Origin of the sequence: Enterobacter sp. DC1 (genome assembly GCF_000568075.1) — a bacterium.
Classification (GTDB): Bacteria; Pseudomonadota; Gammaproteobacteria; order Enterobacterales; family Enterobacteriaceae; genus Enterobacter; species Enterobacter asburiae.
This window is the reverse complement of the sequence record NZ_AZUA01000003.1, coordinates 137,572-151,921: the sequence shown is the minus strand read 5'-3', so window position 1 is coordinate 151,921 and position 14,350 is coordinate 137,572. Positions and strand designations below refer to the sequence as shown.

At 56.0% G+C, this 14,350-nt stretch carries 12 protein-coding genes and 1 other RNA gene; 5 read left to right on the top strand and 8 right to left on the bottom strand.

The genetic code is table 11. From position 1 onward, the window contains the following. Nucleotides 1-14: 14 nt before the first annotated feature. The 7 genes from tdcD to garL all read right to left on the bottom strand — a co-directional run bounded on the left by tdcD (nt 15) and on the right by garL (nt 7,401). Nucleotides 15-1,223, bottom strand: coding sequence for a propionate kinase (gene tdcD, locus P346_RS11015; protein WP_032660494.1), 1,209 nt, complete (start codon nt 1,221-1,223; stop codon nt 15-17). A gap of 30 nt (nt 1,224-1,253) precedes the next feature. Next, the gene (gene tdcC / locus P346_RS11020) at nt 1,254-2,585 is read right to left on the bottom strand and encodes a threonine/serine transporter TdcC (RefSeq protein ID WP_023333551.1); all 1,332 of its coding nucleotides are present in this window, start codon (nt 2,583-2,585) and stop codon (nt 1,254-1,256) included. Nucleotides 2,586-2,594: 9 nt separating this feature from the next. After that, entirely contained in the window at nt 2,595-3,584 is a 990-nt protein-coding gene (tdcB, locus tag P346_RS11025; protein WP_032640996.1) for a bifunctional threonine ammonia-lyase/L-serine ammonia-lyase TdcB, read from the bottom strand. Between the two features lie 100 nt (nt 3,585-3,684). After that, the gene (tdcA, locus tag P346_RS11030; RefSeq protein WP_008501504.1) at nt 3,685-4,605 is read right to left on the bottom strand and encodes a transcriptional regulator TdcA; all 921 of its coding nucleotides are present in this window, start codon (nt 4,603-4,605) and stop codon (nt 3,685-3,687) included. A 677-nt stretch (nt 4,606-5,282) separates the two neighbouring features. Then, nucleotides 5,283-5,659, bottom strand: an RNA gene (gene rnpB, locus P346_RS22185) — RNase P RNA component class A. A gap of 59 nt (nt 5,660-5,718) precedes the next feature. After that, nucleotides 5,719-6,609: a 2-hydroxy-3-oxopropionate reductase gene (garR, locus tag P346_RS11035; RefSeq protein ID WP_032659757.1), complete on the bottom strand. Its 891-nt coding sequence runs from the start codon at nt 6,607-6,609 to the stop codon at nt 5,719-5,721. A 21-nt stretch (nt 6,610-6,630) separates the two neighbouring features. Continuing rightward, nucleotides 6,631-7,401, bottom strand: a complete 771-nt coding sequence (gene garL / locus P346_RS11040) for a 2-dehydro-3-deoxyglucarate aldolase (RefSeq protein WP_032659754.1) — start codon at nt 7,399-7,401, stop codon at nt 6,631-6,633. A 374-nt stretch (nt 7,402-7,775) separates the two neighbouring features. Here garL and garD point away from each other — a divergent pair, with 374 nt between their 5' ends. Further along, a complete protein-coding gene (gene garD, locus P346_RS11045; RefSeq protein ID WP_032659751.1) occupies nt 7,776-9,347 on the top strand; it encodes a galactarate dehydratase in 1,572 nt (523 codons plus the stop codon). Between the two features lie 493 nt (nt 9,348-9,840). Here garD and P346_RS11050 read toward each other — a convergent pair whose 3' ends face one another. Further along, nucleotides 9,841-10,644 carry a DeoR family transcriptional regulator gene (locus tag P346_RS11050; RefSeq protein WP_023309305.1) on the bottom strand — a complete coding sequence of 268 codons (804 nt, stop codon included), beginning with the start codon at nt 10,642-10,644 and terminating at the stop codon, nt 9,841-9,843. A 239-nt stretch (nt 10,645-10,883) separates the two neighbouring features. Here P346_RS11050 and kbaZ point away from each other — a divergent pair, with 239 nt between their 5' ends. Genes kbaZ through agaE form a run of 4 tightly spaced genes read left to right on the top strand, consistent with a single transcriptional unit; the run spans nt 10,884 to nt 14,343 of the window. Next, nucleotides 10,884-12,191: a tagatose-bisphosphate aldolase subunit KbaZ gene (gene kbaZ / locus P346_RS11055; RefSeq protein ID WP_032659749.1), complete on the top strand. Its 1,308-nt coding sequence runs from the start codon at nt 10,884-10,886 to the stop codon at nt 12,189-12,191. A 20-nt stretch (nt 12,192-12,211) separates the two neighbouring features. Beyond that, nucleotides 12,212-12,685, top strand: coding sequence for a PTS N-acetylgalactosamine transporter subunit IIB (agaV, locus tag P346_RS11060; protein ID WP_023333561.1), 474 nt, complete (start codon nt 12,212-12,214; stop codon nt 12,683-12,685). A gap of 10 nt (nt 12,686-12,695) precedes the next feature. Continuing rightward, entirely contained in the window at nt 12,696-13,475 is a 780-nt protein-coding gene (gene agaW / locus P346_RS11065) for a PTS N-acetylgalactosamine transporter subunit IIC (RefSeq protein WP_023309308.1), read from the top strand. Beyond that, the gene (gene agaE / locus P346_RS11070) at nt 13,465-14,343 is read left to right on the top strand and encodes a PTS N-acetylgalactosamine transporter subunit IID (protein WP_032659747.1); all 879 of its coding nucleotides are present in this window, start codon (nt 13,465-13,467) and stop codon (nt 14,341-14,343) included. The genes agaW and agaE overlap by 11 nt, the downstream gene beginning before the upstream one ends. Nucleotides 14,344-14,350 lie beyond the last annotated feature (7 nt).

Here is a 14,350-nt window from a genome sequence, read left to right as displayed (position 1 = left end):
TGTTTCTCGCTTTATCAGGCGTAAGCCGCGGCCGGAGTAACCTTCCCAAGGCGGAGGGCGTCCAGCGCGATCATTTTTTCTTCGTTGGTAGGGATAACCGCGCAGGCCACGCGGGACGACTCGGTGGAGATCACGCGCTCGCCCGCGCTCCCCGGCAGGGCATTTTTGGCGTCGTCGAGGATGATGCCGAAGACTTTCAGATGTTCCGCCACCAGCGCGCGGACAAGCTTCGAGTTTTCGCCAATGCCGCCGGTAAAGACCACCCCATCCAGGCGGTGCAGCGACGCCGCGTGACCGGCGATATGTCGCGCAATGCGGTGAATAAAGGTGCGTATTGCCAGCTGCGCCCGCTCGTTGCCTTCGTGCCAGGCTTTCTCCAGCGCGCGTAAATCGGAGGAGATGCCGGAGATCCCCAGCAGCCCGGACTCTTTATTGACCACGCGCTCCAGATCCTCAAACGACTGCCCGGTCTGCTGGGCAATCCACGCCATCGCGCCGAAGTCCACGTCGCCGCAGCGCGTCCCCATTACCAGCCCTTCCAGCGGCGTCATCCCCATCGAGGTGTCGACGCTTTCGCCGTTGCGCACCGCGCAGATGGACGCCCCGTTGCCGAGATGGGCAATCACCAGCCCGCTGTCGTCGGGAGACAGCCCGAGAAGCGTATGCGCCTGCGTGGCCACGTAGCGGTGAGAGGTGCCGTGGAAGCCGTAGCGGCGCACGCCCAGCGCTTCAAAATAGCGGTACGGCAAGCCGTACAGATACGCCTGCGGCGGCAGCGTCTGGTGGAAGCTGGTATCAAATACCGCCACCTGCTGCACGCCCGGGAAGAGGCGCTCTGCGGCTTCCACGCCGCTCAGGTTGGCGTAGTTATGCAGTGGCGCCAGCGGGGAGACCTGGCGGATCTGCTCGATCACCTCTTCCGTGATCAGGGTCGACTCGCTGAAGAGGTCGCCGCCGTGCGCAATGCGGTGGCCAATTAAGGCCACGCTGCTCATCAGGTTACGCTTCTCCAGCTCCAGGGCGATGGCAGCCAGCGCCCCTTCGTAGTCCTGGTGAGCCAGTCTGGCCGGCTCACCCCCGTTCACGGAAATAAAGGCCTTTTCGGTGTTGATCCCGTCTGCAATGCCCGTCATCAGGGCATCGCAGCTGCTGGCGTCGAGCACCGAAAACTTAACAGAGGACGATCCGCAGTTAATAACCAGTACAACCGGAAACTCAATCATCATGTGACTCCGCTCTTCCTGAGCAATGGGTTAGAACAGTTTGTAAACGATATTCAGAATGGTCAGCAGCCCGACCGCGGTAACGAAGATGTTCTCGGTGCGCCCTTTGTACTTCGCCAGCGCCGGTGCTTTGCGGATGGCATACATCGGCAGCAGGCACAGCAGAGAGGCGATGATTGGCGCACCCATGGCTTCAATAAGGTCCAGAATGTTCGGGTTGGCGTAGGCCACAACCCAGGTGGAGCCCATGATGAACACCATGCTGATGGTGTTCAGTTTGCCAACGGAGACTTTCTTCTTATCGCCCTTGTAGCCGAACTTGAGGATCAGGCCGTTCAGCCCTTCCAGCGTGCCCAGATAGTGGCCGAAGAAGGATTTGAAGATAGCCACCAGCGCGATGATGGAAGCACCGTATTCCAGCACCGTCGCGAACGTCGATTTGGTTCCTGACATTGACGCAAAGTGGTTCGCCAGGTAGGAGAGCACCGGGATGTTCTGCGCCTTGGCGTCCGCCATGTTCTGCGGAGAGAGCGTAAACAGGCAGCTAAAGGCGAAGAACATCACCACGGCCACCATCAGCAGGCTGGCGCGACCGATGATTTTGGAACATTTCTGCTCGGTGAACTCTTTACCGAACTCAGGTTCGTACTCTTCGCGCTTAGAGACCACAAACGAGGAGACGATAGGCGAGAAGTTGAAGGAGAAGACCATGATGGAGATACCCAGCCACACCGTGACCAGAATGCCGTCATGACCGGTAAAGGCAATATCGCTCAGGTTGACCTGGTCGATCACCGCCGAGTTCCAGTAAGGGATCAGCGACAGGGAAATCAGCACCAGGCTGGCGATAAACGGGAACACCAGGAAGCTCATGACCTTCACCATCAGGTCTTTACCAAACCAGATAACAAAGGCCATCAGCAGCAGCAGGAACAGCGCCACCACGCCGCGGTTCAGCGCAGGCAGCTGGAGCTGGTTTTCCCAGAAGGTCATAAAGGTGTTGGTAATGGTGACGCCGTAAATCCACAGCAGCGGGCAAATGGCGAAGAAGTAGAGGAAGGTAATCACCACCCCACCGGTTTTACCAAAGTGCTCTTCCACCGTTTCGGTGATGTTGCCGGAGACGTTGCTGCCGGACAGGCACAAACGCGCCAGCGCGCGGTGACAGTAAAACGCAATCGGGAACGCGAGAACCAGCATCAGCAGGATAGGGATCAATCCACCAAAGCCTGCGCGAATGGGGAAGAACAGCACGCCTGCGCCAATAGCGGTACCAAACAGGCCGAGCGTCCATGTGGTATCAGACTTCCGCCAGGAGGACGTTTTTGTCTGGCCAACGATAATGCTTTCTGTGTTGCTCATAGGTCACCTTTATGCGTCAACGAAGCCGGTAATTTGGGAAACACGGGAGAGATCGATATTGCCGCCGGAAATAATGCAGACGGTTTTGCGGCCCTGAATATAGTGGTCAAGCTTGCCGCTTAATAACGCGGCGCAGGCCAGCGCGCCGGCACCTTCAGTCACCACTTTATTTCGCTGAATAAGCGCGATCATGCTGTCGCGAATGTTGTCTTCGCTGACCAGCACAATGTCATCAACCAGCTCGCGAACAATTTCGAACGGTAAATTACCGGGACGAGAAACGTCACAGCCGTCGGCCAGCGTGCCGGTAACGCGATGGCTCATTATTTCCCCGGCCTGGTACGATGCCGCCATGCCGTGAACATTTTCTGACTGCACGCCGATGATATTAATGGTGGGGTTGATGGATTTAATTGCCGTCGCAATCCCGGCAATTAAACCGCCGCCGCCGATAGGCACAATAACGTTATCCACATCGTATAAATCTTCGAGAATTTCCAGACCGATGGTGCCCTGCCCGGCGATCACTTTGGCGTCATCGTAAGGGGGAATAAAAATACGCCCTTCCATCTCGACGATTTCGCTGACCTTGGCGATGGTGTCGTTGAAGTTCTCGCCGTGTAGCACGACTTCCGCCGAGTAGTCGCGGGTAGCGGCAACCTTGGATTTCGGCGCGCCCATCGGCATCACCACTTTGCCGTCGATACCGAGCATGGCGCAGGAGAGAGACACCCCCTGCGCGTGGTTCCCCGCGGAGCAGGCGACAACGCCTTTGCGTTTTTCAGCGTCGGTCAGCGAGCTTAACTTGTTAAACGCGCCGCGGATCTTAAACGAGCCGGTACGCTGCATGTTCTCAAACTTCAGGAATATTTCGCCCTTGCAGCGTTCGCTCAGATAATTCGAACGCGGCATGCCGGTTTTATATATTTTTCCTGCCAGTCGTTTTCTGGCGTCCTGAATATCTTCAATCGTTACCGGGAGATCGTAGGTAATATGCATAATATCCTCGTTATAATAATTCATTCTTTTCAGGCAAAGTCAGGGTATCAGAGCGTTACAGAGATAAGCTCCGGGTGTTTTTAAAATGATTACTCATTATTCATCGTCGTCTTTCGATATTCATCGACGAATACTGTTTTGCCAGCTCAACTAATACTGACGCCGATTTTTTAATCCTGTAATTTTTTGACCACACGGCGGCATAACGCGCCACGGGTAATTCATCTTCCACTGGCAGCACTATAAACTGGTCAGAACCGAACGGTGCAATCATGTCGCGGGGAATGACCGTCAGATAATCTGCATTCAGCACAAGGTTATAAATGGTGACGACGGAATCGGTCTGGACGATGTTTTCGATGCTGATGTGGTTGTCTTGCAGGGTGGTCAGAAGTTCTTTGTAGTAGCCCATATCGGTTTGCGGCATCACCCACTGCTCGTGCGTGAGCGATGCCAGTGTCGTCGGGCCGGTGCACGTTCGCGTTTTGCTGGCGACCAGCACAAACTCGGACTCGAACAGCGGTTCGACGTGCAGATCCTGTAACAGCATTTCATCGCTTAGCGTACCGATAGCGAAATCCAGACGGCCGTCGCGAATGGCCGGAAGGAAAGAGGAGAGCTGGGCTTCATACATCGAGACGCGTGCTTTCGGGAACACTTCCTTGAATTTTTTGATCATTTCGGACAGGAAGGTAAAGCCGATCAGCGACGGGTAACCAAAGGAGACGTCCATAACGGTGCTGAAACTCAGGCTGTTAATCTCACTCACCATGTTTTTCATTTCGCGGGTGATCGACTCAGAGTACGAGAGCAGAACCTGGCCCGCGGCAGTGAGTTTTACGCCGGTGTTTTTACGCACCATCACTTCCACGCCGAAGTAGGACTCAATATCGCTGATGATTTTGCTGACGGCGGGTTGCGTCAGGCCAAGCTGTCTTGCTGCAGAACCTATGGAGCCACTTTTAATGACTTCCTGAAATACCACGAGGTGCTGTGTTTTCGGTAGAATAATAGTGTTCATAATATTCTGCGCTTATTTCCCTATGACGGGGTGAATTCTACTCAATAATGTTTGAAGGGGTATGTGCTGTTACTCACAATTTGCTTTCTAGGCTCCTTAACTCACATATCAAAAACCCAACAAAACAGATATTTATCAAATAGATATCGTAGTATAAATACGCTACTACGCTGATATTGATCAACAAAAATAGCGGTAATAAATTTATTTTATGGCGATAACCCGGATAAATTTTACCGTCCGGAAAAAATCAATAAAGACGATATTTCAGGCAATTAAAGGCCAATAATTAACCGCTATTTGTTTGAAACATTCTTTCAATTTATCAAATTTTTCCGATGCAAATTTTCAGGCTTGCGGAAAAGAGTGGAATTCGTCACATATTCACGGGAGAAATGTATTTGATTTCAATATATGTATATCAAACGAGAAAAGTTTCGCGATCATAAAAGCAACAAACATAACAAATTATCAATACTAAAAATCGTGTGTTTTTTAGCGTGAAATTTTGTGATGACGATCGTCTACAGATACAGGATCGATACAAAAGGTATAAAAGCAGTGAAATGTGCTTAATGTCGCAAATATGAGAATTGATGTCGTTTGTCCAGCGCTGCGCTTACCCGTCCAGCAACACCCGGAAAGCAAAAACCCCGCCGAAGCGGGGTTTCTTAAGAAGTTGAAGCTGACCGATAAGCCGGGTTCTGTCGTGGACAGTCATTCATCTAGGCCAGCAATCGCTCACTGGCTCAAGCAGCCTACCCGGGTTCAGTACGGGCCGTACCTTGTGAACCCCTATTTGGCCTTGCTCCGGGTGGAGTTTACCGTGCCACGGACTGTTACCAGCCGCGCGGTGCGCTCTTACCGCACCCTTTCACCCTTACCTGATCCCGCTTGCGCGGGCCATCGGCGGTTTGCTCTCTGTTGCACTGGTCGTGGGTTTCCCCCCCAGGCGTTACCTGGCACCCTGCCCTATGGAGCCCGGACTTTCCTCCCCTCCGCCCGTCTCCCCCGAAAGGGACGACGACGAAGCGGCGACTGTCTGGTCAGCTTCGGCGCGCAGTATAGAGGGTTTGCGCGCCGCTGTCACCCTAAGGTGTAGGCAAGGCGTGATTAACGCGCCACTTCCACCTTCGCCAGTTTTTCGTAGTAGCACGCAATCGCGCTGTGATCGGCCGTGCCCAGGCCATCGGCACGCAGCGCCTGCATCATCTCCATGACCGCCGCGGTCAGCGGCAGCTGTGCGCCCACGCCGTGTGACGTATCCAGCGCGTTCGCCAGATCTTTGATATGCAGGTCGATGCGGAAACCGGGTTTGAAATTACGATCCATGACCATCGGCGCTTTGGCATCCAGCACGGTGCTGCCCGCCAGACCGCCGCGAATGGCCTGATAGACCAGATCCGGGTTAACGCCCGCTTTGGTTGCCAGCGTCAGCGCTTCGGACATGGCGGCAATGTTCAGCGCCACAATCACCTGGTTGGCCAGCTTGGTCACGTTACCCGCCCCGATGTCCCCGGTATGCACCACGGAGCCCGCCATCGCTTTCATCAGGTCGTAGTATCTATCGAAAACGGCTTTATCGCCGCCGACCATCACCGACAGCGTGCCGTCGATCGCTTTCGGTTCACCGCCGCTGACCGGCGCATCCAGCATATCGACGCCCTTTGCTTTTAACGCCTCGCTGATTTCACGGCTTGCGAGCGGCGCAATAGAGCTCATATCGATCAGCACCAGGCCCGGCTTCGCACCGTCGATAATGCCGTTCTCACCCAGCGCAACCTCTTTAACATGCGGGGAGTTTGGCAGCATGGTGATGATGACATCGCACTGCTCGGCAATGGCCTTCGCGGTGGTGGCCGTTTCAGCGCCAGCCGCTATCACCTCTGCCACGGCCTGCTGATTATGATCGGATACCACCAGTGAGTAACCCGCTTTGATGAGGTTCTTACTCATTGGTTTACCCATGATCCCCAGGCCAATAAAACCCACTTTCAGCGTCATAATCTGTTTCCTCAATGATGGTTATTTTTTAAAAGCGTCGGCTAATTTCTGCGTGGCCGAGCGGAATACGCCGAGGTCGCTGCCGACGGCAACAAACGTGGCTCCCCACTCCAGATAGCGACGGGCGTCAGCCTCAACCGGCGCCAGAATGCCGCACGGTTTGCCGTGAGCTTTAGCGCGGGCAAAGATGTGCTGGATCGCGCGCTGCACGTCAGGGTGGCTGGCGTTCCCCAGATGGCCAAAGGCGGCCGCCAGATCGCTCGGGCCGACGAAGATACCGTCCACGCCGTTTGTGGCTGCAATCGCGTCGACGTTATCAACGCCCTGCTGGCTCTCGATCTGAACCAGAATGGTGATGTTGTTATTGGACTGCGCGAAGTAGTCCGGCACGGTGCCAAACATATTGGCGCGATGCGAAACGGAAACGCCGCGGATCCCTTCTGGCGGATAGCGCGTTGAGGCTACGGCCAGGGCCGCTTGTTCTTCCGTCTCCACAAACGGGATCAGAAAGTTGTAGAAGCCAATATCCAGCAGGCGCTTGATAATTACCGGCTCGTTGGTGGGCACGCGCACTACCGGGGCGCTGGGGCTGCCTTTCAGCGCCATCAGCTGCGGAATAAAGGTGCTGATATCGTTCGGCGCATGTTCGCCGTCCAGCACCAGCCAGTCAAAACCGGCCAGGCCCAGCACTTCGGTGCTGATGGGGTTTGCCAGCGCGGACCAGCAGCCAATCTGAATCTGGTGCGCCGCGAGGGCCGCTTTAAATTTATTCGGGAAGATATCGTTATTCATCGTATTTACCTTTTTAATTCCGCAGCCTTTATCAGCATCATTTTATTTATTCAGACACCGCACCAGCATTATATTTATTATTCTGACGTATTTTGGCGTTATAAAATCGTCATTCAGTATAAGACGCAATCCACGACCGCACATTGTTTTAATGCTCAAGTATTGCGTTACACTTCGATAAATTTTTTTGCATATGCACAAGGCGCTGAGCGCTAATGCACAGAATCAGGCATTACCGGTTCTGAAGCGATCGAGATCACATTTTCATATCCCCTATGCTGACATGCTTTATTTCTGAAAGCCGCGTATTTATTTCTACCATTTTAAAATTGGCTGAATTTATTATCAGACACTTTGCTGGAGAATACTGAACAATGGCCGACATTGAAATTCGACAGGCATCGCCGACGGCGTTTTATATAAAAGTCCACGACACCGATAATGTGGCGATTATTGTCAACGACAATGGCTTAAAAGCGGGCACCCGCTTCCCGGACGGGCTGGAACTGATTGAGCATATTCCACAGGGACATAAGGTCGCCCTGGAGGATATCCCTGCTAATAGCGAAATCGTACGTTACGGTGAAGTCATCGGCCATGCCGTTCGCTCTATACCGCAGGGGAGCTGGGTTGAGGAGTCGCTGGTGGCGCTGCCGGAAGCGCCGCCGCTGAACACGCTTCCGCTGGCGACCCGCGTGCCGGAACCGCTTCCTCCGCTGGAGGGCTATACCTTCGAAGGCTACCGCAATGCGGACGGCAGCGTCGGCACCAAGAATCTGCTCGGCATTACCACCAGCGTGCACTGCGTGGCGGGCGTAGTGGATTACGTGGTGAAAATCATCGAACGCGATCTGCTGCCGAAATACCCGAACGTCGACGGCGTGGTGGGCCTGAACCACCTCTACGGCTGCGGCGTGGCGATTAACGCCCCCGCGGCCGTGGTGCCTATCCGTACCATCCATAATATCGCCCTGAACCCGAACTTTGGCGGCGAGGTGATGGTCATCGGTCTGGGGTGTGAAAAATTGCAGCCAGAGCGTCTGCTGCAGGGCACCGAAGATGTCAAAGCCATTCCGGCAGATGAGGCCAGCATCGTGCGCCTGCAGGACGAACGCCACGTGGGTTTCCGCTCAATGGTCGACGATATCCTGCAGGTGGCTGAACGCCATCTGGACAAGCTCAACAAGCGCCAGCGCGAAACCTGCCCAGCGTCTGATTTGGTAGTGGGAACACAGTGCGGCGGCAGCGATGCCTTCTCCGGCGTGACGGCCAACCCGGCGGTGGGCTATGCGTCCGATCTGCTTGTGCGCTGCGGCGCCACGGTGATGTTCTCCGAGGTAACCGAAGTGCGTGACGCCATCCATCTGCTCACGCCACGCGCCGTTAATGAAGAGGTCGGCAAGCGCCTGCTCGAGGAAATGGCCTGGTACGATAGCTATCTCGATATGGGCAAAACCGACCGCAGCGCAAACCCGTCTCCGGGCAACAAAAAAGGCGGCCTGGCAAACGTGGTGGAAAAAGCCCTCGGGTCGATTGCCAAATCCGGGCAGAGCGCGATTGTGGAAGTGCTCTCTCCGGGCCAGCGCCCGACGAAGCGCGGCCTGATCTACGCGGCAACGCCGGCCAGCGATTTCGTCTGCGGCACGCAGCAGGTGGCGTCCGGCATCACGGTACAGGTCTTTACCACCGGGCGCGGCACGCCGTACGGCCTGATGGCGGTGCCGGTGATCAAGATGGCGACCCGCACCGAGCTGGCAAACCGCTGGTATGACTTAATGGACATCAACGCGGGCACCATCGCCACCGGGGAAGAGAGCATTGAGGGCGTGGGCTGGAAACTGTTCCACTTCATTCTGGATGTCGCCAGCGGACGGAAGAAAACCTTCTCGGATCAATGGGGATTACACAATCAGCTGGCGGTGTTCAACCCGGCACCGGTGACGTGATTCATATTCCCAACCGCACCGAACGGTCCTCTCTCCCTGTGAGAGAGGGCTCCCCAGCAATTTCTCAACCCGGAGCGATGAATATTGCTTCAGGAATATGAATGCCTTGAAGCGACGCCCTGGTCCGGCTGTAAATCGCTGAGGCGTTTCCGGCAGGCCGGGGCGAGGCGCAGGGATGCGCCGAGAGGTCGGGCTTTACAGGGACGTTACCTCCGCCCGTCCCCGATAAGCCGGAAGGAATAAGCCGAGGGCACCGCGAAGCGGCGATTTACCGCCGGGAGCCCGGGTTGCCAGGGCGGCGGCGACTGAGCCACCCTGGCACGTTCACCGATCGTGTCGTAACAGAGTAGCAAGGAACATAAAGTGAACGGAATGACCACCACAGCCGTATGTTCCCCCTCACCCCAGCCCTCTCCCTCAGGGAGAGGGAGTCGTCCGTGCTGGCATTATTTTGGGGGGAACCCTCAGCCCACAGGAAGAGGGCAAAGCCCCCTTAAACCAGCACCACCTCAATCCCGCTTTTCCGCAGCCCGTCCAGGCTCTCCGCCGGAATGCCTTCATCGACAATAATCATATCAATCCTTTGCGTATCAATGATTTTATGCAGGCTTGAGCGGTTAAATTTGCTGGAGTCAGTGACAACGATAATTCGCTCCGCCACCTCGCACATTTTGCGGTTCAGACGAGCTTCGTCTTCGTTATGCGTACTTACGCCGCGATCGAGATCGATGGCGTCAACGCCCAGGAACAGCAGGTCAAAATGATAATTCTGTAGCGACTGTTCTGCCTGGTCACCGTAGAAAGATTGCGACTGACGGCGCAGATGCCCGCCGGTCATCAGCAGTTCCACCCCTTCCGCTTCCAGCAACGCATTCGCCACGTTCATCCCGTTGGTCATCGCAATCACGTCCGTATGCTGGCGCAGCATGCGGGCAATTTCATACGTCGTGGTGCCGGAGTCCAGAATAATACGGTGCCCGGGTTTGACCAGCGCGGCAGCGGCCTGCGCGATACTGCGCTTCACCGCCGTATTCAGCGAGCTTTTATCCTCCACGGAAGGCTCAGCGCCCGGCATGTTGCCTTCGCAAATCAATGCCCCACCGTAAGCGCGAACGGCGATGCCCTGCTTCTCCAGGAACGCCAGGTCGTTGCGGATCGTCACCGTCGATACGCCGTACAGATGAGACAGATCGTTAACCTGCACGCTTCCCTGCGCCCGCAACCGCTGAATGATCTGCTCTCGCCTTTCACTGGTGCCGGTGATGCGCTTTTCCGCGGATGAATCGGTGCTGCTCATACGAGATCCTTAATAAATAGTCTTTCGTTTCATTTCGTTTTGCCTATTAAGGCCTTTCTTTTTCGGGAATGCAAGTCCCGCCTTACGTACAGACGCGAGCCAACACTGCGCTGAAACCTTTCATTATGTTTCTTTTGTGAAACAGATCGGAAAACTATTATCTTTCGTTTTATTTTTATATCACCATGATGCAGGATTAAATGAAACAAAACGAAAGGCAAGTATCATTACCATCCGAAATGGAGAGGAAAGTGAAACATCTGACAGAAATGGTGGAACAACATAAACGAGGGAATTCAAACGGGATCTATGCCGTCTGTTCCGCACATCCGCTGGTACTTGAAGCTGCCATTCGTTACGCGCATTCGCATCAGTCGCTGCTGCTGATCGAGGCCACCTCCAACCAGGTGGATCAGTTTGGCGGCTATACCGGCATGACGCCTGCGGATTTTCACGGGTTTGTCTGCCAGCTGGCCGAGTCGCTCGGTTTTCCGACCTCACAGCTGATCCTCGGCGGCGATCATTTGGGCCCTAACCGCTGGCAAAATCTCCCTGCGGAACAGGCGATGGCGAACGCCGACGATCTGATCAAAAGCTATGTTTCTGCCGGATTCAAAAAGATCCACCTCGACTGCAGCATGTCCTGCGAGGACGACCCGGTTCCCCTGACCGATGCGATCGTTGCCGCACGCGCCGCACGCCTGGCGAAGATTGCCGAAGCGACCTGTCGCGAGCAGTTTGGTGAATCCGATCTGGTCTACGTTATCGGCACGGAAGTGCCGGTTCCCGGCGGCGCGCACGAGACGCTCACCGAACTTGCCGTCACCACGCCGGACGCGGCCCGCGCCACGCTTGAAGCGCACCGCCACGCGTTCGAAAAGGAAGGCTTAAGCGACATCTGGCCGCGTATTATTGGCCTGGTGGTCCAGCCTGGCGTGGAGTTCGACCACGCGAACGTCTGCGACTATCAGTCGCAGAAAGCCGTTGCCCTGAGCAAAATGGTTGAAGCCTACGATACGCTGGTGTTTGAAGCGCATTCCACCGACTACCAGACGCCGCAGGCGCTGCGTCAGCTGGTTAACGATCACTTTGCGATTCTGAAAGTTGGCCCCGCCCTGACCTTCGCCCTGCGCGAGGCGCTGTTCTCGCTGGCCGCCATCGAAGAGGAGCTGCTGCCGGCAAAAGCCAGCTCCGGCCTGCGTCACGTGCTGGAAAACGTCATGCTCGACCGCCCGGAATACTGGCAAAGCCATTACCACGGTGACGGCAACGCGCGTCGCCTGGCGCGCGGCTACAGCTACTCTGACCGCGTGCGCTACTACTGGCCTGACAGCCAGATCGACGACGCCTTTGAACGGCTGGTGCGTAACCTGGCAGACGAGCCTGTTCCCCTGCCGCTGATCAGCCAGTACCTGCCGCTGCAGTACAGCAAAGTTCGCGAGGGCGCTCTCAAGTCAACGCCACGGGAACTCATCATCGACCACATTCAGGACATACTCCAGCAGTACCACGCCGCCTGCGAAGGCGTAACGACTCAAAACGCATAATTAAAAAAGAGGAAAACGCTATGCCAAACATTGTCTTATGCCGCATCGACGAACGCCTGATCCACGGTCAGGTGGGCGTGCAGTGGGTGGGGTTTGCGGGGGCAAACCTGGTGCTGGTCGCTAACGACGAGGTCGCTGAGGATCCGGTTCAACAGAACCTGATGGAAATGGTGCTCGCGGAAGGGATCGCCGTGCGCTTCTGGTCGCTGCAAAAAGTGATCGACAACATTCACCGCGCCGCTGACCGCCAGAAAATCCTGCTGGTCTGCAAATCACCCGCCGATTTTCTGAAGCTGGTCGAGGGCGGCGTACCCATCACCCGTATTAACGTCGGAAATATGCACTACGCCAGTGGCAAACAACAAATTGCCAAAACGGTCTCTGTCGACGCGAACGATATCGCCGCGTTCAACGGCCTGAAAGCGGCCGGTGTGGAATGCTTCGTTCAGGGCGTTCCTACAGAAACTGCTTTGGATCTCTTTAAACTGCTCTGAGGGATTCACAATGGAAATCAGTCTGTTGCAGGCGCTGGGGTTGGGCATACTCGCCTTTATCGCCGGTCTGGATATGTTTAACGGGTTAACGCACATGCACCGCCCGGTGGTACTCGGGCCGCTGGTCGGCCTGATTCTGGGCGATCTGCACACCGGCATCTTGACCGGCGGTACGTTAGAGCTGGTCTGGATGGGGCTGGCCCCGCTCGCCGGTGCCCAGCCGCCGAACGTCATTATCGGCACCATCGTGGGAACCGCCTTTGCCATCAGCACCGGCGTGAAGCCAGAAGTCGCGGTTGGCGTCGCCGTGCCGTTTGCCGTTGCGGTGCAGATGGGGATTACGTTCCTCTTCTCGGTGATGTCCGGCGTCATGTCTCGCTGCGATCGCATGGCGGCCAATGCCGATACCAACGGCATTGAGCGGGTTAACTATCTTGCGCTGCTGGCGCTCGGCATCTTCTATTTTCTGTGCGCGTTCCTGCCAATCTACTTCGGTGCGGAACATGCGAAAACCGCCATTGACGTTCTGCCAGCGCGTCTGATTGACGGCCTCGGCGTCGCGGGCGGCATCATGCCAGCCATCGGCTTCGCCGTGCTGCTGAAGATCATGATGAAAAACGTCTACATCCCTTACTTCATTATCGGCTTTGTCGCCGCCGCCTGGCTCAAGCTTCCGGTGCTGGCGATTGCGGCAGCCGCGCTGGCGATGGCGCTGATCGACCTGATGCGTAAATCACCTGAACCGACGGCTCCCGCAGCCCAGAAAGAGGAATTCGAAGATGGCATCTAACCACACCACCCTGCCGGGCGTGTCTGAAAGCGAAGAGACGCTGCTGACCGGCGTGAATGAAAACGTCTACGAAGACCAGAACATCGGCGCCGAGCTGACGAAAAAGGATATTAACCGCGTGGCCTGGCGTTCCATGCTGCTGCAGGCCTCGTTTAACTACGAACGTATGCAGGCCTCCGGCTGGCTGTACGGGCTGCTGCCCGCGTTGAAAAAAATCCACACCAACAAGCGGGACCTGGCGCGGGCGATGAAAGGCCATATGGGCTTCTTTAACACCCACCCGTTCCTGGTGACCTTTGTTATCGGCATCATTCTGGCGATGGAGCGGTCCAAGCAGGATGTGAACAGCATCCAGAGCACCAAAATTGCCGTCGGCGCGCCGCTTGGCGGTATTGGCGACGCCATGTTCTGGCTGACCCTGCTGCCCATCTGCGGCGGTATTGGTGCCAGCCTGGCGCTGCAGGGATCGATTCTGGGCGCGGTGGTCTTTATCGTGCTGTTTAACGTGGTACACCTCGGCCTGCGTTTTGGCCTGGCGCACTACGCTTACCGGATGGGCGTCGCGGCCATTCCGCTGATTAAAGCCAACACCAAAAAGGTCGGCCACGCGGCGTCTATCGTCGGGATGACGGTAATCGGCGCGCTGGTGGCAACCTACGTCCGCTTCAATACCACGCTCGAAATCAAGGCGGGTGATGCGGTCGTCAAACTGCAGGCCGACGTCATCGACAAGCTGATGCCCGCGTTCCTGCCCCTTGTCTACACCCTGACGATGTTCTGGCTGGTACGCCGCGGCTGGAGCCCGCTGCGGCTAATCGGTATCACCGTGCTGCTGGGCGTTGTCGGTAAATTCTGTCACTTCCTGTAAAAGCAAA

What these genes read in the sequence shown, in the direction of transcription:
- tdcD (WP_032660494.1), bottom strand. Translation starts at nt 1,223, where the DNA reads ATGATTGAGTTTCCGGTTGTACTGGTTATTAACTGCGGATCGTCCTCT.
- tdcC (WP_023333551.1), bottom strand. Translation starts at nt 2,585, where the DNA reads ATGAGCAACACAGAAAGCATTATCGTTGGCCAGACAAAAACGTCCTCC.
- tdcB (WP_032640996.1), bottom strand. Translation starts at nt 3,584, where the DNA reads ATGCATATTACCTACGATCTCCCGGTAACGATTGAAGATATTCAGGAC.
- tdcA (WP_008501504.1), bottom strand. Translation starts at nt 4,605, where the DNA reads ATGAACACTATTATTCTACCGAAAACACAGCACCTCGTGGTATTTCAG.
- garR (WP_032659757.1), bottom strand. Translation starts at nt 6,609, where the DNA reads ATGACGCTGAAAGTGGGTTTTATTGGCCTGGGGATCATGGGTAAACCA.
- garL (WP_032659754.1), bottom strand. Translation starts at nt 7,401, where the DNA reads ATGAATAACGATATCTTCCCGAATAAATTTAAAGCGGCCCTCGCGGCG.
- garD (WP_032659751.1), top strand. Translation starts at nt 7,776, where the DNA reads ATGGCCGACATTGAAATTCGACAGGCATCGCCGACGGCGTTTTATATA.
- P346_RS11050 (WP_023309305.1), bottom strand. Translation starts at nt 10,644, where the DNA reads ATGAGCAGCACCGATTCATCCGCGGAAAAGCGCATCACCGGCACCAGT.
- kbaZ (WP_032659749.1), top strand. Translation starts at nt 10,884, where the DNA reads ATGGAGAGGAAAGTGAAACATCTGACAGAAATGGTGGAACAACATAAA.
- agaV (WP_023333561.1), top strand. Translation starts at nt 12,212, where the DNA reads ATGCCAAACATTGTCTTATGCCGCATCGACGAACGCCTGATCCACGGT.
- agaW (WP_023309308.1), top strand. Translation starts at nt 12,696, where the DNA reads ATGGAAATCAGTCTGTTGCAGGCGCTGGGGTTGGGCATACTCGCCTTT.
- agaE (WP_032659747.1), top strand. Translation starts at nt 13,465, where the DNA reads ATGGCATCTAACCACACCACCCTGCCGGGCGTGTCTGAAAGCGAAGAG.